The sequence below is a fragment of the Phocoenobacter uteri genome, assembly GCF_900454895.1.
Classification (GTDB): domain Bacteria; phylum Pseudomonadota; class Gammaproteobacteria; order Enterobacterales; family Pasteurellaceae; genus Phocoenobacter; species Phocoenobacter uteri.
Genome location: NZ_UGTA01000001.1, coordinates 1,912,253 through 1,932,338 on the forward strand (window position 1 = coordinate 1,912,253; position 20,086 = coordinate 1,932,338).

The window sequence follows — 20,086 nt, forward strand, 5'->3', positions numbered from 1 at the left end:
TTTTTGTTTATTTAAAATTTTTCCCAAAAACAAAATAATTTTAACCGCTTAGATGGCGGTTTTGTTACGCAACAAAAACACTTACGCAATATATAGATATAAGACGTAAACCAAATATTATTTAGCCCTTTGTTTAACGCTCGTGAGATCGGTAAGGTTTAAGGGATAACAAGACAGATTAAGAGAAAATACAATGAAAAGAATGTTAATCAATGCAACTCAAAAAGAAGAGTTGCGAGTTGCTCTCGTTGATGGGCAACGTTTATTTGACTTGGATATTGAAAATCCGGGTCACGAGCAAAAAAAATCAAATATTTATAAAGGTAAAATTACCCGTGTAGAACCAAGTCTTGAAGCGGCATTCGTCGATTATGGTACAGATCGTCACGGTTTCCTTCCACTAAAAGAAATTTCCCGTGAATATTTCCCTGAGGGATATGTATTTCAAGGTAGCCCAAGCATTAAAGATGTGATTAAAGAAGGGCAAGAAGTTATTATTCAGGTAAATAAAGAAGAGCGTGGAAATAAGGGGGCAGCGTTAACGACTTTTATTTCATTAGCGGGTAGTTATTTAGTTTTAATGCCAAATAATCCTCGTGCAGGTGGTATTTCTCGTCGTATTGAAGGAGAAGAGCGTCAAGAATTAAAAGAAGCTCTAAGTAATTTAAATGTCCCTGATAATATGGGGCTAATTGTGAGAACTGCTGGTGTGGGTAAATCGCCAGAAGAATTACAGTGGGATTTACAAGTTTTATTACACCACTGGAATGCGATTAAAAAGGCGGCAGATACTCGCCAAGCTCCATTCCTTATTCATCAAGAAAGTGATGTGATTCTGCGTGCAATTCGTGATTATTTACGTCGCGATATTGGCGAAGTCTTAATTGATAATAAAAAAGTTTTCGAAAAAGCTAGAAATCATATTAGTTTAGTGCGTCCTGATTTTATCAATCGTGTAAAATTATATGAAGGTGAAGTGCCACTTTTCAGTCACTATCAAATTGAATCACAAATTGAATCTGCATTCCAAAGAGAAGTTCGTTTACCTTCGGGTGGTTCAATCGTTATTGATGTGACAGAAGCATTAACGGCGATTGATATCAACTCTGCACGTGCAACACGTGGAGGGGATATTGAGGAAACGGCATTAAATACCAATCTTGAAGCAGCTGATGAAATCGCTCGTCAATTACGTTTACGTGATTTAGGTGGTTTAATTGTGATTGACTTCATTGATATGACGCCAGTTCGTCATCAACGTGAAGTAGAAAACCGTATTCGTGATGCTGTACGCCAAGATCGTGCTAGAATTCAATTTAGCCGAATCTCTCGTTTTGGTTTGCTTGAAATGTCACGCCAACGTTTAAGTTCTTCATTAAGTGAAGCCTCATCGCATATCTGTTCTCGTTGTCAAGGAACAGGTAAAGTGCGTGATAATGAATCTATTGCCTTATCTATTTTGCGTTTAGTTGAAGAAGAAGCGATCAAAGATAATTCAAAACAAGTACATGCAGTTGTACCTGTGGAAGTGGCTTCTTATCTATTAAATGAAAAACGTAAAGCTGTTGATAGTATTGAAAAACGTCATAATGTGAATGTGATGATTGTGCCAAATGAAAATATTGAAACGCCACATTTCAATGTATATCGCTTGCGTGAAAATGAAGTGTCATCAACATTAAGCTATGATCTTGCAAAATTCTATCAAGCAAAAGAAGAAGATGCGAATTTTGTTCCTACTTTTGCACCTGTGAATGCCCCTCAGACAAGTGAACCAGTCATTACGGTTGAATCAGTATTACAAAATAGCGACTTAAATTTACAGCCAGCACCAATGCCGAAAGTAAAAAAAGTGTCATTATTAAGTCGTGTTGTTGCTAAAATTAAATCAATGTTAACGGTTGAAGAAGAAGCTCCTAAGAAAGCAAAACGTCAGGCTAAGCCACAAAATCAGCGTGATAAACGTAATCGTAAAGAGCGTCCAAATCGTAACAAACGTAAAACTCAAACTGATGTAAAAGTGAGAGAACAGAATAACGATATTAAGAAAAATAAAGTTATTGAAGAAAAAGTAGTTACAGAAAAAGCGGTTGTAGAGAAAAAACAGCCAGCTAAAAGAACAGTGGAAAAACCAACAAATAAAATTGTTGAACGCCGTCAGCGTCGTGATTTACGTAAACAAATTCGTATTCAAGAAGAGGTAATAGAGACAGCACTAGTCGAAGAACAGCTTCCACAAGAGCAAGTTATTACTGAACTAGAACAAGCGAAGCAATCAAAACAATCTCAACCGTTACAGCGAGTAGAACAAAATGTTGAAACAAAATTAACTCAGCCTATTGAAAATGTTATTACGCAAAGTGATAACACTGAAAAAGGCGGTTCTCGTCGTCGTTTACCTCGCCATTTGCGTGTAGGAAATCAGCGTCGCCATTCTACTGCAACGCAACAAGGTATGAAATTAACCTCAGCGGTAATGTCACCAGAAATGGCAAGCGGTAAGATTTGGGTTAAAGAATACAAAATGGCAGAGACTGAAGCTAAACCAAATTTCCTTTCTGTGGAAGAAATGTTAGAGCAACAGAAAAAAGCAGATGTATCAAGCCCAGTTATGCCTGTATTAGATAATTCGGCTATTGAAAGTTCATCAATACCTTTGGGGAATGTTGTTACTCAAAAATCAGAAAGAGATTTAGTTAAAGAAAAAAATGAAAGACTAAATAAAGTGAAAGCAGCTGCTCAATCGACTGAAAATGTGCAGGATGCTGCTATGGTAGAAATTCCTAAACCTCAAGTTTATAAAAGTGATTATAAATTTGAAGGAGCATTGGGAACGATTTCACGAGCAAAACACACTCGTGCAGAGATGACTTTACCTGAAACTCCTGTTGAAACAAACGTAGAGTTCAACGCTGTACAATGGCAAGATTCTCGTTATTATTTCTATGGAAAAGGCTTTGGTGGGCATTCAAGTGCAATAAGTCATATTTATTCAGCTCCTAGAGTAGCAATATTTGATGAAGATGCGAAATAATAGTCTGAATTAGAGTAAAAAATGAAAAAGAGAATATTTGCAAATCTTAGTAAAAATCAGACCGCTTATATTCTCTATTTTGCATAATTTCTTGACAATTATCTAAGAAAACAATAAAATCAAACATCCTTTTCTAGTAAGAAAAGGATTTTTAATTAATATTCAAATTTAAACTGGAGTTTTTTAATGGCAACTATCAACCAATTAGTACGCAAACCGCGTGTGAAAAAGGTTGTAAAAAGCACCGTTCCTGCATTAGAGGCTTGCCCGCAGAAACGTGGCGTGTGTACACGTGTGTACACAACTACACCTAAAAAACCGAATTCAGCATTACGTAAAGTTTGCCGTATTCGTTTAACAAATGGTTACGAAGTAACTTCTTACATCGGTGGTGAGGGTCATAACCTTCAAGAGCATAGTGTTGTTCTTATCCGTGGTGGTCGTGTTAAAGACTTACCTGGTGTACGTTACCATACCGTACGTGGCGCATTAGACTGTGCTGGCGTAAAAGATCGTAAACAAGCACGTTCTAAATACGGCGTTAAACGTCCTAAATCTTAATGGTTCTCCGTTAAGTAAGGCCAAACGTTAATTTAGTTATTTATATTTATACCAAACTCCAGTCAAAAGAGTTTTGGATATCCTGAAGATTTATACGGAGAATTTGCAATGCCACGTCGTCGTGTTATTGGACAACGCAAGATCCTTCCAGATCCTAAGTTCGGATCAGAATTACTTGCGAAATTTATTAATGTTTTAATGATAGATGGTAAAAAATCTATCGCAGAATCAATCGTCTATGGTGCACTAGATACGTTAGCACAACGTACTGGTAAAGAGCCATTAGAAGCATTTGAAGAAGCACTTGAAAATGTACGCCCAACAGTTGAGGTTAAATCTCGCCGTGTTGGTGGTTCAACTTACCAAGTGCCAGTTGAAGTTCGTCCAGTGCGTCGTAATGCACTAGCAATGCGTTGGATCGTAGATGCAGCACGTAAACGTGGTGATAAATCTATGGCATTACGTTTAGCTAACGAACTTTCTGATGCAACAGAAAACAAAGGTACATCGGTGAAAAAACGTGAAGACGTACACCGTATGGCTGAAGCGAATAAAGCGTTTGCACATTACCGCTGGTAATAGAAATATCGTTTTATTTTTAGGCTTCATCACATACATTATTATGCGATGAAGCCTTGTTATATAAAAAATTTTTAAAATAAGTTAGGAAATAGTATGGCTCGTACAACCCCGATTGAAAGATATCGTAATATCGGTATTAGTGCTCACATTGATGCTGGTAAAACAACAACAACTGAGCGTATCTTATTCTATACAGGTCTTAGTCATAAAATCGGTGAGGTGCACGATGGTGCAGCTACGATGGACTGGATGGAACAAGAACAAGAGCGTGGAATCACAATCACATCAGCTGCGACAACAACCTTCTGGCAAGGTATGTCACAACAATACGATCAACATCGTATCAACATCATCGATACTCCAGGACACGTTGACTTTACTATCGAAGTAGAGCGTTCAATGCGTGTTCTTGATGGTGCAGTAATGGTTTACTGTGCTGTAGGTGGTGTTCAACCTCAGTCAGAAACAGTATGGCGTCAAGCAAACAAATATCATGTTCCACGTATTGCATTCGTGAACAAAATGGACCGTACTGGTGCAAACTTCCTACGTGTTGTTGAACAAATCAAAACACGTTTAGGTGGTGAGTCAGTAGCACTTCAACTTCCTATCGGTGCAGAAGATAACTTCAAAGGTGTCGTTGATTTAATCAAAATGAAAGCGATCAACTGGAATGAAGAAGATATGGGTATGACATTTACCTATGAAGATATTCCAGCAGATATGGCCGAATTATGTGAAGAATGGCGTGGTAAATTAGTTGAAGCAGCGGCAGAAGCATCTGATGAACTAATGGACAAATACTTCGGCGGTGAAGAATTAACTGAAGAAGAAATCAAAGCAGCATTACGTAAACGTGTTCTTGCAAATGAAATCATTCTTGTAACTTGTGGTTCTGCATTTAAAAATAAAGGTGTTCAAGCAATGCTTGACGCAGTTATCGATTACTTACCTGCACCAACAGAAGTTCCTGCAATTAAAGGTATCAACCTTGATGAAACAGAAGGTGAACGTCATGCATCTGATGACGAACCATTCTCTGCATTAGCATTTAAAATCGCAACTGATCCATTTGTAGGTAACTTAACCTTCTTCCGCGTTTACTCTGGTGTGGTTAACTCTGGTGATACAGTAATGAACTCTGTACGTCAAAAACGTGAGCGTTTCGGTCGTATCGTTCAAATGCACTCAAACAAACGTGAAGAGATCAAAGAAGTTCGTGCAGGTGACATCGCAGCTGCAATCGGCTTAAAAGATGTAACTACAGGTGATACTTTATGTGATCAAAATGCACCAATCATTCTTGAACGTATGGAATTCCCAGAACCAGTAATCTCTGTTGCTGTTGAACCAAAAACTAAAGCTGACCAAGAAAAAATGGGTCTTGCATTAGGTCGTTTAGCACAAGAAGACCCTTCATTCCGTGTTCACACGGATGAAGAATCTGGCGAAACAATCATTTCAGGTATGGGTGAGTTACACTTAGATATCATCGTTGACCGTATGCGTCGTGAATTTAAAGTTGAAGCGAACGTTGGTAAACCACAAGTATCTTACCGTGAAACAATCCGTACACGTGTTAATGACGTTGAAGGTAAACATGCAAAACAATCTGGTGGTCGTGGTCAATATGGTCACGTTGTGATCGATTTATATCCACTAGAAGCAGTGGAAGATGGTCCAGGTTACGAATTTATCAATGAGATCAAAGGTGGGGTTATTCCAAGTGAATACATTCCAGCAGTTGATAAAGGTATCCAAGAACAACTTAAATCTGGTCCATTAGCTGGTTACCCAGTAGTTGATATCGGTGTTCGTTTACACTTCGGTTCATACCATGATGTAGATTCATCTGAATTAGCATTTAAACTTGCTGCATCGTTAGCGTTTAAATCAGCATTCGGTAAAGCAGAACCAGTATTACTTGAACCATTGATGAAAGTTGAAGTAGAAACACCTGAAGAATATATGGGTGATGTAATTGGTGACTTAAACCGTCGTCGTGGTTTAGTTGAAGGTATGGATGATACTGGTCTTGGTAAAACAGTTCGAGCACAAGTTCCATTATCTGAAATGTTCGGATATGCAACGGATCTTCGTTCACAAACTCAAGGTCGTGCATCATACTCAATGGAACCATTGAAATACGCAGAAGCACCAAGAAATATTGCAGAAGCAATTATCGAAGCTCGTAAGAAGTAATTTTATAAACCGATCTATAACACATAGAGTGTTATAGATCTCTCTCTAAGGGAATTTGACAAATGTCTAAACAAAAATTTGAACGTACTAAGCCACACGTAAACGTGGGTACAATCGGTCACGTTGACCACGGTAAAACAACTTTAACTGCTGCAATTACAGCAGTACTTTCTAAGCAGTTTGGTGGAGAAAAACGCGATTTCTCACAAATCGATAACGCACCAGAAGAAAAAGCACGTGGTATTACTATCAATACTTCACATGTTGAATATGATACAGAAACTCGTCACTATGCACACGTTGACTGTCCAGGACACGCGGACTATGTGAAAAACATGATCACAGGTGCTGCACAAATGGACGGAGCAATCTTAGTAGTAGCTGCAACAGATGGTCCAATGCCACAAACACGTGAGCACATCTTATTAGGTCGCCAAGTAGGTGTTCCTTACATCATCGTATTCTTAAACAAATGTGATATGGTAGATGATGAAGAATTATTAGAATTAGTTGAAATGGAAGTTCGTGAACTTCTTTCAGACTATGACTTCCCAGGTGATGATACACCAATCGTTCGTGGTTCAGCGTTAAAAGCGTTAGAAGGCGAAGCAGAGTGGGAAGAAAAAATCTTAGAATTAGCAGCACACTTAGACAGCTACATTCCAGAGCCAGAGCGTGCAATTGACCAACCATTCTTATTACCAATTGAAGATGTATTCTCAATTTCAGGTCGTGGTACAGTAGTAACAGGTCGTGTTGAGCGTGGTATCATCCGTACTGGTGATGAAGTAGAAATCGTTGGTATCAAAGAAACAACAAAAACAGTTGTAACTGGTGTTGAAATGTTCCGTAAATTACTAGACGAAGGTCGTGCTGGTGAGAACGTAGGTGCATTATTACGTGGTACAAAACGTGAAGAAATCGAACGTGGTCAAGTACTTGCTAAACCAGGTTCAATCACACCACACACAGACTTCACATCAGAAGTTTACGTATTAAGCAAAGATGAAGGTGGTCGTCACACTCCATTCTTCAAAGGTTACCGTCCACAGTTCTACTTCCGTACAACTGACGTAACTGGTACAATCGAATTACCAGAAGGCGTAGAAATGGTAATGCCAGGTGATAACATCCAAATGGTAGTAAGCCTAATTCACCCAATCGCGATGGACGAAGGTTTACGCTTCGCAATCCGTGAAGGTGGACGTACAGTAGGTGCGGGTGTTGTTGCTAAAATCATTAAATAATTAGATTATTTAATTAAAGCAAAATGCTAGGAAAAGGCGTATCGAAAGATACGCCTTTTTTATTTTTGATAAAAACGAAATATAGCTCAAAAAATTGTTATTTTATTTAGCGTTAGAGTAACGGAAACCGAGTAAAAGTGGTTATTTGATAGAATACTGTATGTGTTTTATATATAATTTTATAAAATGACAAATATGACTTACTAGGAAAATATTATGCAAAAGTATCTGTTTAAATTAGATAATGTTATTCAAAATTATTCGTGGGGAAGTAAAACATCTCTCGCTAAATTATTTGATATTGCTAATCCAAATAATCAACCTCAAGCGGAATTGTGGATGGGGGCTCATTCGAATGGTTGTTCTAAAAATGCAGAAACAGGCGAGTTATTATCTGAATTGATCAATCAGGATATTGCAAATTATTTAGGAAATCAGACCGCTTCTTGCTTTGGAGAGTTACCTTTTTTATTTAAAGTGCTATGTGCTGCAGAGCCATTATCCATTCAAGTACATCCCAATAAAGCGAATGCAGAACTCGGTTTTTCCAAAGAGAATAAATTAGGTATTGATTTAAAAGCACCTAATCGTAACTATAAAGATCCTAATCATAAGCCTGAGTTGGTTTATGCTTTAACAAAATATAAAGCGATGAATGGCTTTCGCCCCATTGAGCAAATTATTGCATTGTTTGAAGAAATGAATTTAGCCCCTCTTACAGATTCATTTTCTAGATTTAAAGATCAGCCTAATAGTGAAGGGTTAAAGCTATTTTTCAAGGAAATAATGTCTTTGAGTGAAGCTCAAAAGCAAGTCACTTTAAAGGCTTTATTTGAGCGATTAAAGCAAGGTTCAGAAACAGAGCAAGGCAAACAAGCGGTTAAATATATTCATCATTTTGCACAATTTTATTCAAATGATATAGGGTTACTTTCTCCATTACTTTTTAACTTAGTAGAATTACAGCCAAATGAAGCAATGTTTTTATATGCAGAAACGCCTCACGCTTATATTGAAGGCACAGGGCTTGAAATAATGGCGAATTCGGATAATGTATTGAGAGCAGGTTTAACACCTAAATATATAGATGTGCCAGAACTTATTGCGAATACTAAATTTGAGTCAATTTTGCCAGAGCGTATTAAAATGCAACCCAATGCAGAGAATGAATACCCTATTCCTGTTGACGACTTTAAATTTGCGATCATTAATGTGCAAAAACAAGCTAAAAATATACCGCTTAATAGTGCTGAAATTCTATTTTGTATTGAAGGGAATATTTGTGTTTCATCATTTGGTAAAGAGATTATGTTGAAAAAAGGTGAATCAGTATTTGTAGGATATTGTTTAGGAAATTATCAATTAACTGGTTTGGGTATTATTGCTAGGGCTTATTGTTAAGTTGTTATAAAAATAGAATTCTTTTCTGAATATTTGAAATAAAAAAACGAGAGCAAAAGCTCTCGTTTTTTTGGTTCTTTAAAGTGTAAAAAAATTACTTAATTTTACGACCTTTGTAGAAACCATCTGCACTTACGTGGTGACGTAAATGAGTTTCACCACGAGCATCTACTGATACTGCTGCAGTTGTTAAAGCATCGTGTGAACGACGCATGCCACGTTTTGAACGAGTTTTACGGTTTTGTTGAACAGCCATTGGCCATACTCCTATAATCTAGATTATTTTTTTAAGTTAGCTAATACAGCGAACGGATTTGGTTTTTTTGCTTCCTCGTCAGGAATTTCACCAAATACCATATCCGCCACGGACACTTCACAGTGTTCATCATCATGTTTCGGGACTAGGGGTAAATTTAGAATAAATTCGTCAATAATTATATCTAGTAAATTTACTTCGCCAAATTCATTTAATTCCATTGGCTCGTAAATTTCGGGCAAATTGTCCGCCTGATCCATATTTGATACTGGACTGAAACTAAAGTTACATTCCAATGTTTGTGAAAATGGGTTACCACAACGCTGACATTCTAACTCAACATCAACTTGTGCTGTACCTTTCATTACAGTCAAGCCTTGTGAATCGATACCAAGCGATAGAGTAATTTGTGCATCACTTTGCACCTGTCTAACAATTTCGCCTAAGCGTTTTAATTGGGCATTTACAAAAACACCTTCATAGTCTGCTCGATGCTGTGCATCTTTTCTTGGGTTAATTGTTAGGGGTAGTTTTACCTTTTTCATAGGGTGCAAATATTACATACAGAAAGCAAAATAGTCAAAGAGAAAATGAAATTTTTTAGAACTTACTTGCAAAATTTGTTAAATCATAGACAATAATAGCTCATTTTTCTAATTATTATCCATAAATGAAACAAGATTCCTCCTATTTACAATGCTGTAAAGAATGTAATTCGGTAATAAAAATTGCAAATTCTGATCAAAATCATACCGCTTACTGTCCAAATTGTGATGAAATTTTACAACAAGGTAGCTCTTGGAGTTTGACTCGGTGTACGATTTTGGCCATTGCTATTTTAATCTTGCTTCCTTTTGGTTTAAGTTTTCCGTTGATGAATATTGACCTATTGGGCGTGCCTATCTATGCTTCGGTATGGGGGGGCGTTTGGAAAATGGCAACCTCTGGTTATGCTATAACGGCTTTTATGGTACTTTTCTGCTCTGTGATTATGCCCGTTGCTTTTGCTTCTCTCGTTGTGTTAATCGCTTTGCAACGACTCATTAAACAGCGTCCTCATTACAGTTTATTGTTGTTGTCTAAGGCTCAGCAATGGGTAATGCTAGATGTTTATCTTGTGGCATTAGGGGTTGCTGCATTTAAAGTTCGTGAATATGCTCAGTTACATTTTGATATTTATCTTTCTGCTTTTTTGATTACAGCTGTTTCGATGACATTATTATTTATTAAAATTGATCTTAAACGAATGTGGCAAGAATTTTATCCAGAATATCATAATGTATCGCCAGACTGTTCTAGTGATGTGCAGTTGTGTTCTGTGTGTGAATATACGTTTGCAGAGCAAATTATGGATAAAAAAGGGCAGTTACGCTGTCCTCGCTGTGAAAGTAATTTATCGGTATCTGAAAAAGTAAAATTGCAACGCGTTTGGGCGACGCTTATTGCAGGCACAATAATGATGATTCCAGCCAATATTTTGCCTATTTCAAGTACACTTTTTGCTGGTTCAATTTCTGCGGATTCGTTGATTTCAGGAGTAATGCTATTTATTGATATGGGTAGTTATGCTGTGGCTGCGATTGTATTTATTGCGAGTATTTTTGTGCCATTTAGTAAAGTTGCCATCATTTTTTATTTATTGTTAGCGATTCGTTATCGTTGGAAACATAACATTCACAGACAGTTGAAGTTATTACATTATGTGCATTTTGTTGGCCGTTGGTCGATGTTAGATTTATTTGTGCTGGCATTGATGATGTCATTGGTTGAACGAGGGCAAATTATTAGCTTTTCTGTAGGTGGTGCAGCGGTATTTTTTGGCTCTGCAGTATTTTTAACAATGATTTCATCTTCAAATTTAGATGCAAAAATGTTGTGGGATATACACAAAGAGAAGAAATAAATGGTAAAACGAGATGATGATTTACCATTTATTTAAATAAGTTACAGAAACAGAATAATTGCCCAAACAACCGCACAGGTCACCATTGCCATAAAGACAGCGGCAGAACCAAGATCTTTGGCTCGTCCAGATAATTCGTGATATTCCGTGCCTACACGATCCACAATGGCTTCGAGGCCACTATTTAATAATTCTGTGACGAAAACCATTAGCACTGAGGCAATCATTAACGCAATTTCTATTTTTGTTTCGCCTAAAACGAATGCGAGAGGAATCAGAAAAATCGCTCCTAGCACTTCGTGGCGAAATCCTGCTTCGTATTTAAAGGCGGCTTTTAAGCCTTGTAAAGAGTAGATTGTTGCTTTAAAAAGATGCGTAAAACCAGTATGTTTTTGCATAAATTTTCCTAAATAAAGAGAGATGCTAAAAAATATTGAGACAGAATTATAACAAGATTTTTAAAAGCGTAAAAAATATTATTCTAAATGTCTAAAATTACAAAAAATAGTGGGCAATTTGCATAAAAAATTTGCAAATTTATGCAAATCAAGGTAACCTTTACAACCGCAATTCTTACTGAAACTATTCAAAATAAAATTCAGTTATCCAATCAACATTTTTAATTTAATTTACACAGAAATATAGAAAACTTTCCTATGCATTTAACACAGTTAAAAACAATGCCTGTTTCAGAATTACTGACATTAGGCGAATCACAAGGCTTAGAAAATCTAGGTCGTTTACGTAAACAAGATATTATTTTCGCTATTTTAAAACAACACGCAAAAAGTGGTGAAGACATTTTCGGACGAGGCGTATTAGAAATTTTACCAGATGGTTTTGGTTTCTTACGTTCTAATGATAGTTCGTATTTAGCAGGGCCAGACGATATTTACGTTTCTCCAAGTCAAATTCGCCGTTTTAATCTACAAACGGGTGATAGCATTGAAGGTAAAATTAGACCGCCAAAAGACAGCGAACGCTATTTTGCCCTTCTTAAAGTATCAAAAGTTAATGACGATAAACCTGAAGTCTCTCGTAACAAAATCTTATTTGAAAACTTAACCCCATTACACCCAATCTCACGTTTAAAAATGGAACGTGGTAATGGTTCAAGTGAAGATTTAACGGCTCGAATTTTAGATTTAGCCGCACCCATCGGTAAAGGTCAGCGTGGTTTGATCGTAGCACCACCAAAAGCGGGTAAAACGGTTTTACTTCAAAATATCGCACAAAGTATTACTGCAAATTATCCTGAATGTGAGTTAATCGTACTATTGATTGATGAGCGTCCAGAAGAAGTAACAGAAATGACTCGTTCAGTAAAAGGCGAGGTGATTGCTTCAACCTTTGATGAGCCAGCCTCTCGTCACGTACAAGTGGCTGAAATGGTGATTGAAAAAGCAAAACGTTTAGTTGAGCATAAAAAAGATGTCGTCATTTTATTAGACTCAATCACCCGTTTAGCACGTGCTTACAATACTGTTACGCCTTCATCAGGTAAAATTCTTTCTGGTGGTGTGGATGCAAACGCTTTACATCGTCCAAAACGTTTCTTCGGTGCGGCACGTAATATTGAAGAAGGTGGAAGCTTAACCATTATTGCAACAGCACTTGTGGATACAGGTTCAAAAATGGACGAAGTAATCTTTGAAGAGTTTAAAGGAACGGGTAATATGGAATTACACCTTTCTCGTAAAATTGCTGAAAAACGTGTGTTCCCTGCGATTAACTTTAATCCTTCTGGTACACGTAAAGAAGATTTAATTACGACACCTGATGAACTACAAAAAATGTGGGTACTTCGTAAGATTATCAATCCTATGGACGAAGTGACCGCAATGGAATTCTTAATTGATAAGTTAATGGTTGCTAAAACTAACGATGAATTTTTTGAGATAATGAAACGTTCATAGTTTAGCCTAAATTAAGCATAAAGCCTTCCTTAATATTTTTTAATAATAGTGAGGAAGGTTTTGAATTATAAATAGGAAATTATAATGTTAGCTCAACTAAAACAACAACTTATGTTACCTCAGCTTGGTATTGGTATCTTAGAAACCAGCTTTAATCATCTAATCAAACGTTCCCCTCATTGCTTAACTACTTTACGCAAACTTAATGAAACAACGCTTTCTATTATATTATTACAGCCTGAATTTCGCTGTGTAATTGTATTTAGTGACACACAAACAAATTGGCTTTTAAATTATGAAGGCGAACCAAATTGCAGTGTAACTTTACAACGTTCAGCTCTGCCTAAGCTTGCAGATAAAAGCAAACTGACAACGTTAATCAATAATAAAACCTTACTTTTAGAAGGTGATATCCAAGTTTTACAACATTTTGTCCAATTGCTTGATGAATTAGAAAAAGATCCGGCTGAGTTACTTTCACCTTTTGTGGGCGATGTGATAGCACAAGGCTCAACAGATCTCGCTAGAGGGGTGCTAAATAAAGTCAAACAACAAGTTTTTCAAACCCAAGAACATTTGGTGGATAATCTGATCAACGAACGCCCTGTTTTAGTACATCAACTTGAAATTGCAAATTTTTGTGATGAAGTAACCGCTTTGGAAAAGCGTGTGAATCAGCTTGAAATGAGAATGCAAAAATAAGCGGTCATATTTTTTGTAAAATTTGCAAAAACAAAAAGACCTCATAAAAATGAGGTCTTCGTTTTTTCACTTAATGTGATTTATGTTACTTATAACGCTCGGTGCGTAATCCCATCACTAAGCTTACACACATTAACAATAGAATAATTGTAAATGGTAGTGCCGTTGAGATAGCTCCTGCTTGGAGTGCTTGAATTGCTTCTGTTCCACCCACCCAAATCAATGAGGCTGCAACAGCACCTTGAATGGTTGCCCAGAAGATACGTTGTGGCACGGGTGCGTCCACTTTACCACCTGCGGTAATACTATCAATTACTAATGAACCTGAGTCTGATGAAGTCACGAAGAACACTAATACTAAAATAATACCTACAAATGAAAGAATGCTTGCAAATGGCAATGCGTCAAACATTTGGAACATTGCAAGTGACACTTCTTTTAAGCCATTTTGACCTAATGCACCTACTTTATTTAACACTTGATCAATCGCTACACCACCGAAAGTAGACATCCAAACTAAAGTCACTAACGTTGGAACAATCAATACAGCGAGTAAGAATTCACGGATTGTGCGTCCTTTTGATACACGAGCAATGAACATACCCACGAATGGTGACCAAGAGAACCACCACGCCCAGTAGAATACTGTCCAGCCTTGGAACCACGCTTCATCTTCGCGTCCAAACGGATTACTTAATGGAATAATATTTTTTACATAAGCCGTTAATGTGGTTGGAATTGTGTCAGAAACGATAGCGATATTTAATCCAGCAACAAAAAGTAATAATGCAACCGCGATACCCATATTGATGTTACTTAATAATTTCACACCGCCATCAACGCCTTTTACTACAGAGTAAAGGGCAACTAGGGTTACCACAACGATGATAACGATTTGTAAGGTAATGTTATTTTCAAAGCCGAAAATATGGTGTAAACCACCCGCAGCTTGTTGAGCGCCTAAACCTAATGATGTTGCTAAACCAAATAGTGTTGCAACTACGGCTAAAACGTCAATGATGTGTCCAATCCAACCCCACGTTCTTTCACCCAATAATGGATAGAACACAGAACGGATAGAAAGAGGTAAGCCTTTGTTATAAGCAAAGAATGCTAATGAAAGTGCCACTAATGCATAAGCTGCCCAAGGGTGTAAGCCCCAGTGATACATTGTTGCACCCATTGCAAGATCAGCCGCTTCTTTGGTATTTGCAACCACATTTAATGGCGTTTTATACCAGCCAGTATAGTAAGCCACAGGCTCTGCCACAGACCAGAACATTAAACCGATCCCCATTCCTGCTGCGAATAACATTGCAAACCAAGAAACACGTGAATGCTCAGGTTTTGCATCTGCACCGCCTAAACGGATACGTCCAACAGGTAACACGATTAACGCTAAACAGAAAATAACAAAAATATTACCTGCAATAATAAATAAACTGTCAAAATTGCCGATGATTTTCCATTTAATGCCATCTAATACTTCTTTTGCTACATGAGAATCAGCGATCAATACTGCTGCTAAGAAAAGAATAATTAAGCCCGCACTAATACCGAAAACAGCATTGTGAATATCAAAGCCCCATTTTTGGATATTATCTTGTCCGATTTCGTAATCAGTATTGTGAATACTGTACTTATCGTGATGTTTTTTTGGTTTCATATTTCCTCTAAGTCCGATAAAAAAGAGCATTATACTACCATTTTCCCCCTCTTATAACAAATAAATCGCAAATTCCACTGTTATTTTATCCAGTCTTTGTGTATCCTTAAGCCTATTATTTTAGAGAGAGAAAAGAACCATGATCGGACGATTACACGGCAAAATTATTGAAAAAACGCCACCTGAAATTGTGTTAGATGTGCAAGGTGTCGGCTATGAATTACTCCTCCCAATGACCAGTTTTTATAACTTACCCAATGTTGGAGAAGAAACCACACTTTTTACTCATTTAAGTATTCGAGAAGATGCCCATTTACTTTTTGGTTTTTCAGAAAAAATCGATCGCACCTTATTTAGAGACTTAATTAAAACCAACGGCGTTGGACCTAAGCTTGCCCTTGCGATTTTATCGGCAATGTCGGTGTATGACTTTGCGACAGCAATTGAAAATGAAGATGTCGTAAAATTAACTAAAATACCAGGAATAGGTAAAAAAACAGCAGAACGTTTGCTTGTAGAATTAAAAGGCAAATTCAAATCTGTGGCACAAACTGACTTCTTTATGGAACAATCTAGTCATCAGACAGCACAAATAAATACACCTAATCCAACCGATGAAGCAAAAGAAGCATTGATTTCATTAGGTTATAAAGCAACAGAAATTGAGAAAATGTTAAAACATATTACTCAAAAAGATCTCAGTAGCGAAGAGATTATTCGTGAGGCATTGAAGCGTTCGTTATAATTATTGATGAATAAATTTTGTTAAATAGATCACATAATTAACAAATGCGGTTTGTACCTTTATATAGGCTATTTTAAAATAATTTTCTTAACTTTTATTTAAGGGGAATTTCAAATGCAATCAACCATTCAAGATATTTTAGACACCGTCAAATCGGACGCCTTAACTTGTCAGCAAAAAGGCATGTTACTGGCGAACATTGCGGAGCGTCTCATCAATCCAAAAGAATTACTCAACTACACGGAAGAAGAATATCAATATATCGCAAATCATATGATTTGCGATTTGAATGAAGGTTATGCGATTTATCGTCCACGCTATATTTTGCCTGATTACAATGTGTATATTCAAAAAGGTTGCCAGTTTTTGGATTTGCCCGTGCCGACGAATTTGGATGAAGTGTTAGACGGCTTGTTGATTATTTATTCCCACGTGCCGTCAATTACCACTTTCCCTGTGTATATCGGTCGCCTTGATCTCTTGCTCGATCCTTTTATCACCGATGAAGAGCAGGATTACATCAAAATTAAACGTTTCTTAAATCACGTCGATAAAACCGTGCCGGATTCTTTCTGTCACGCTAACGTTGGACCTGTGGACACCAAAGCGGGGCGTTTAATCTTAAAAGCCGTGATTGAGCTTGAAAATCCAACCCCAAATATGACGATTCGCTACGACAAAGCTCAAACTTCGCAAGAATTTGCTGAACTTGCTGCAAAAGCGTGTTTACTTGTTTCAAAGCCATCATTTGCGAATGATCCATATTACAAATCAGAACTTGGCGAAGCCTATGGTATTGCAAGTTGTTATAACGCCTTACCTGAATGTGGCGGGGCTTACACCTTAACGCGTTTACGTTTGGGTACTATCGGACGAGCTTGTAAAACCGTTGATGAAATGGTTAATCATTTATTACCAAAAGTGGCAAAATTGGCCCTTTCTACCATGGATAAACGCCATAAATTCTTAGTGGAAGAGAGCAACTTCTTCAAAAGCGATTTCTTGGTAAAAGAAGGCTTTTTACAGCCCCACAATTTCACGAGTATGCTTGCCATCGTAGGGCTGGCGGATGCCACCAACCATTTGTTACAGTGCGAAGGCATTGATGAAACCTTTGGAAAAAGTGTAAGAGGCGATGAAATTGCGACCGCCATTATGGATAAATTAGAAGCAATAACGAATGCACACAAAGGGCTATATGTAGAACGCACTCACGGACGTTACCTACTACACGCACAAGTGGGGGCAAGCATCAACGAAGAAGACAAAGCCAATACCCCTGCTCACCGTATCCGTGTTGGGCAAGAGCCATCATTACTGCCACACTTAAAACAATCCGCCCCTTATCATAAATATTTCCCATCAGGCACGGGGGATCTTTTCGCTTTTGATCAAACTTATGTTGATCATTTAGATGCGGTGGTGGATATTATTGATGGTGCCTTTGCGAATGGCTATCGCTACATAACAACTTATCTCAAAAATACCGATTTAATCCGCGTGACAGGTTATCTTGTGAAGAAAAGCGAAGTAGAAAAATTTAGAAAAGGCGAAGCGGTTATGCGTGACACCACTTGGTTCGGCTCTGGCACAGACGAATGTGCCCAAGTGTTTGACCGCCAACTGCGTGATGAAAAAGATGTAAATGCCTAATTTGCAAATTTTTCATAAAAAACAACCGCTTGATAACCCCGTTTCTCTAAGCGAAATTACCCTCCCTCTACATCGGATTATCCCCTTTTCCAATGTGGAGGGAATGGGCAATCGCACCAGTATTTTTCTGCAAGGTTGCAAGCTCAACTGCTTGTATTGCCACAACCCTGAAACTATCCCACGCTACACTGCTGAAAGCAAAAATGTCAGCTTAGATTATTTGTATCAGCAAGTCATGGATGCCGTACCTTTTATTCGTGGCGTAACTGTTTCAGGAGGCGAACCAACCATTCACCATAAAAAATTAGTTCCCCTGTTCAAAGCCCTAAAAGAGCAAGGTTTGACTTGTTACTTGGATAGCTGTGGCTTTTTTGATTTTGAAAAAACCAAAGAATTGATCGACGTTACCGATAAATTTTTATTTGATCTCAAAGGGATAGGCGACGGTTTACAAAGCCTCTGTTTTGATCGTAAAAATCGAGAGGGCAAGGTTTATCCTGAAAGAATCGCGATAACGGATCCCTTTCACCAAAGGATCAAGCGGTCAAATTTAGATCGAAATTTACAAAATTTAGAAAAATTGCTGAAATTAAACAAAGTGGAAGAAATCCGCTTAGTCATGATAAATGGCTTTTTTGATGGAAAATTATTGCTTGAAAGCGTTGCTCAGCTTAATCCATCAAAAGACGTAATTTTAAAAATAATCCGCGTACATAATAAAGGGTCGAGAGACCCTGACGGTTTAGCCCCTTATATTCCAACTATTGAAGATATGGATCAATTAGTAGATTATGCAAAACAGTGTGGATTTAAGAAAGTGGTAACAGTTTATTAAAAATAACTTATTTTTTATACAAAATATAGAAAAAGAACAAGTTTATTATTAAAATAGAGCTTAGATAATTATTTATTGTATTATCAACAAATAGTGTAAAAAATTTGCTTACTAAGGAGAAATCAATGGGTTTTCAGTTAAGAATCAAAGATAGTCAACAAAATTTGCAAGATTGGTTTGACATTGTGAAAGGAAAGACATTAGTCTTAGATACAGCACAGCACAGCACAGCACAGCATACTATGAGCTATTCGATACTATTTCTGGACTAGCACCACAACGCATTATCACCAAAAAAATCGGTTCAGACTTATTTATTTACCTCTTTACTTATTCTTTGGATGACAATCCACCCCCTCAGCCGAGTATTCAAATTAAAAACTATTATCAGAACACGAATGAAATAAGTACTGAAAATCATTTGGTGGGCTTAAATGGTAATGGGCAATATTATGAATATGCTCCTACTGATTCAGAAGCTCAAGATTCTTATTCTTTGATACATGGGGATTTAACTCCACAAGTGCTTACCAACGATAGCAGTATTAGTAGCTCCTCGTTATGGTGGGGAGCTTTGGCACTTGCACCGCTTGGTCTTTTAGCAAGTCGAGGTCATAGTGGCGGTAATCATCATTCTAATGGTTCTTCAACAGAGAAGGGCAATTTAATGCCTGAGCCAGAGGATGAAAGCCATAAAGATGAAACACATAAAGATCAACCAAAGGATGAAAATCATAAAAATGAACCCTCTCCAAAAGATAATTCTCATCAGGATGACCCAAAAATAGAGCAACCAAATGAAGAGGGGAATGTTTTATCAGATCGAGAATTATTAAATTTATATAAACCCATTTTTCATTATTCTAATGGTAAATGGCACGATGAATTTAAGGTTTTTGGTTCAGCAGAACATAATGCACAAGGAAAAACGACGGTGTTAAATTATGAATTGGTTGAATATGATTTTGGACGAGATCCTAAACACCCTGATAATCCAGACGATCATTGGTATGTAAGAATTGATTTAGATAAGCACTTAGTTTACGGAGAAGTTGGAACAGAAGGGGATTCTCAGGTTCAAGTACGTGATTTACTTTCCAATAAAGTTGATGTTTATTTAGATGCAATAGGTAAGGAACATCAAGCTTGGTTGGATTCAAGCAAAATCTCAAATATAAATGGGGAATTGAAAGAATATACCCCTATCAATAAAGATATTACTCATCGTTGGGATTTAGGTGATGTTGTTGACGGAAGTGTATCTACTTCAAGACACAGCAACTATTCATTCAATGAGCCGACGAGCTATGATATGGCGATACAGCCAATCAGTGCATTTGAGCTGATTTAGGGTAAATACAACAAAGGCTTGCGAATTTCACA

General features: G+C 37.3%; 18 protein-coding genes. 14 read left to right on the forward strand and 4 right to left on the reverse strand.

Annotated elements, in window-relative coordinates; genetic code table 11:
- Positions 1–193: 193 nt before the first annotated feature.
- The 6 genes from rne to manA all read left to right on the forward strand — a co-directional run bounded on the left by rne (position 194) and on the right by manA (position 9,027).
- Positions 194–3,034, forward strand: coding sequence for a ribonuclease E (rne, locus tag DYE60_RS08795; protein ID WP_115316224.1), 2,841 nt, complete (start codon positions 194–196; stop codon positions 3,032–3,034).
- A 186-nt stretch (positions 3,035–3,220) separates the two neighbouring features.
- Positions 3,221–3,595, forward strand: coding sequence for a 30S ribosomal protein S12 (gene rpsL / locus DYE60_RS08800; RefSeq protein ID WP_115316225.1), 375 nt, complete (start codon positions 3,221–3,223; stop codon positions 3,593–3,595).
- A 108-nt stretch (positions 3,596–3,703) separates the two neighbouring features.
- Positions 3,704–4,174 carry a 30S ribosomal protein S7 gene (gene rpsG, locus DYE60_RS08805; protein WP_115316226.1) on the forward strand — a complete coding sequence of 157 codons (471 nt, stop codon included), beginning with the start codon at positions 3,704–3,706 and terminating at the stop codon, positions 4,172–4,174.
- A 96-nt stretch (positions 4,175–4,270) separates the two neighbouring features.
- Positions 4,271–6,379 carry an elongation factor G gene (fusA, locus tag DYE60_RS08810; protein ID WP_115316227.1) on the forward strand — a complete coding sequence of 703 codons (2,109 nt, stop codon included), beginning with the start codon at positions 4,271–4,273 and terminating at the stop codon, positions 6,377–6,379.
- Between the two features lie 62 nt (positions 6,380–6,441).
- Positions 6,442–7,626, forward strand: coding sequence for an elongation factor Tu (tuf, locus tag DYE60_RS08815; protein ID WP_115316087.1), 1,185 nt, complete (start codon positions 6,442–6,444; stop codon positions 7,624–7,626).
- A gap of 216 nt (positions 7,627–7,842) precedes the next feature.
- Positions 7,843–9,027: a mannose-6-phosphate isomerase, class I gene (gene manA, locus DYE60_RS08820; protein WP_115316228.1), complete on the forward strand. Its 1,185-nt coding sequence runs from the start codon at positions 7,843–7,845 to the stop codon at positions 9,025–9,027.
- A 94-nt stretch (positions 9,028–9,121) separates the two neighbouring features.
- Here manA and rpmF read toward each other — a convergent pair whose 3' ends face one another.
- Both rpmF and yceD read right to left on the reverse strand, forming a co-directional pair.
- Complete coding sequence (gene rpmF / locus DYE60_RS08825; protein WP_115316229.1) at positions 9,122–9,283, reverse strand: 50S ribosomal protein L32; 162 nt, start codon at positions 9,281–9,283, stop codon at positions 9,122–9,124.
- A gap of 23 nt (positions 9,284–9,306) precedes the next feature.
- Positions 9,307–9,828 (reverse strand): 23S rRNA accumulation protein YceD, encoded by a 522-nt coding sequence (yceD, locus tag DYE60_RS08830; RefSeq protein ID WP_115316230.1) that lies wholly within the window; start codon positions 9,826–9,828, stop codon positions 9,307–9,309.
- Positions 9,829–9,953: 125 nt separating this feature from the next.
- Here yceD and DYE60_RS08835 point away from each other — a divergent pair, with 125 nt between their 5' ends.
- Positions 9,954–11,186 carry a paraquat-inducible protein A gene (locus DYE60_RS08835; RefSeq protein ID WP_115316231.1) on the forward strand — a complete coding sequence of 411 codons (1,233 nt, stop codon included), beginning with the start codon at positions 9,954–9,956 and terminating at the stop codon, positions 11,184–11,186.
- A 41-nt stretch (positions 11,187–11,227) separates the two neighbouring features.
- Here DYE60_RS08835 and DYE60_RS08840 read toward each other — a convergent pair whose 3' ends face one another.
- On the reverse strand, positions 11,228–11,584 hold the full coding sequence (locus DYE60_RS08840; protein ID WP_115316232.1) for a diacylglycerol kinase: 357 nt from the start codon (positions 11,582–11,584) through the stop codon (positions 11,228–11,230).
- 258 nt (positions 11,585–11,842) lie between these two features.
- Here DYE60_RS08840 and rho point away from each other — a divergent pair, with 258 nt between their 5' ends.
- Entirely contained in the window at positions 11,843–13,102 is a 1,260-nt protein-coding gene (rho, locus tag DYE60_RS08845) for a transcription termination factor Rho (RefSeq protein WP_115316233.1), read from the forward strand.
- Positions 13,103–13,186: 84 nt separating this feature from the next.
- Complete coding sequence (locus DYE60_RS08850; protein WP_115316234.1) at positions 13,187–13,804, forward strand: ubiquinone biosynthesis accessory factor UbiJ; 618 nt, start codon at positions 13,187–13,189, stop codon at positions 13,802–13,804.
- 85 nt (positions 13,805–13,889) lie between these two features.
- Here DYE60_RS08850 and DYE60_RS08855 read toward each other — a convergent pair whose 3' ends face one another.
- Positions 13,890–15,470, reverse strand: a complete 1,581-nt coding sequence (locus DYE60_RS08855; protein ID WP_115316235.1) for a BCCT family transporter — start codon at positions 15,468–15,470, stop codon at positions 13,890–13,892.
- A 139-nt stretch (positions 15,471–15,609) separates the two neighbouring features.
- Here DYE60_RS08855 and ruvA point away from each other — a divergent pair, with 139 nt between their 5' ends.
- From ruvA to DYE60_RS08875, 5 genes are all read left to right on the forward strand, one after another.
- Positions 15,610–16,215, forward strand: a complete 606-nt coding sequence (gene ruvA, locus DYE60_RS08860) for a Holliday junction branch migration protein RuvA (RefSeq protein ID WP_115316236.1) — start codon at positions 15,610–15,612, stop codon at positions 16,213–16,215.
- 114 nt (positions 16,216–16,329) lie between these two features.
- Entirely contained in the window at positions 16,330–17,868 is a 1,539-nt protein-coding gene (locus DYE60_RS08865; protein ID WP_115316237.1) for a YjjI family glycine radical enzyme, read from the forward strand.
- Entirely contained in the window at positions 17,861–18,703 is an 843-nt protein-coding gene (locus tag DYE60_RS08870; RefSeq protein ID WP_115316238.1) for a radical SAM protein, read from the forward strand. Before DYE60_RS08865 ends, DYE60_RS08870 begins: the two co-directional genes overlap by 8 nt.
- Positions 18,704–18,828: 125 nt before the next feature.
- Positions 18,829–18,975, forward strand: a complete 147-nt coding sequence (locus DYE60_RS10250; protein WP_172460396.1) for a hypothetical protein — start codon at positions 18,829–18,831, stop codon at positions 18,973–18,975.
- Positions 18,976–19,040: 65 nt separating this feature from the next.
- The gene (locus tag DYE60_RS08875) at positions 19,041–20,054 is read left to right on the forward strand and encodes a hypothetical protein (RefSeq protein ID WP_147285455.1); all 1,014 of its coding nucleotides are present in this window, start codon (positions 19,041–19,043) and stop codon (positions 20,052–20,054) included.
- Positions 20,055–20,086 lie beyond the last annotated feature (32 nt).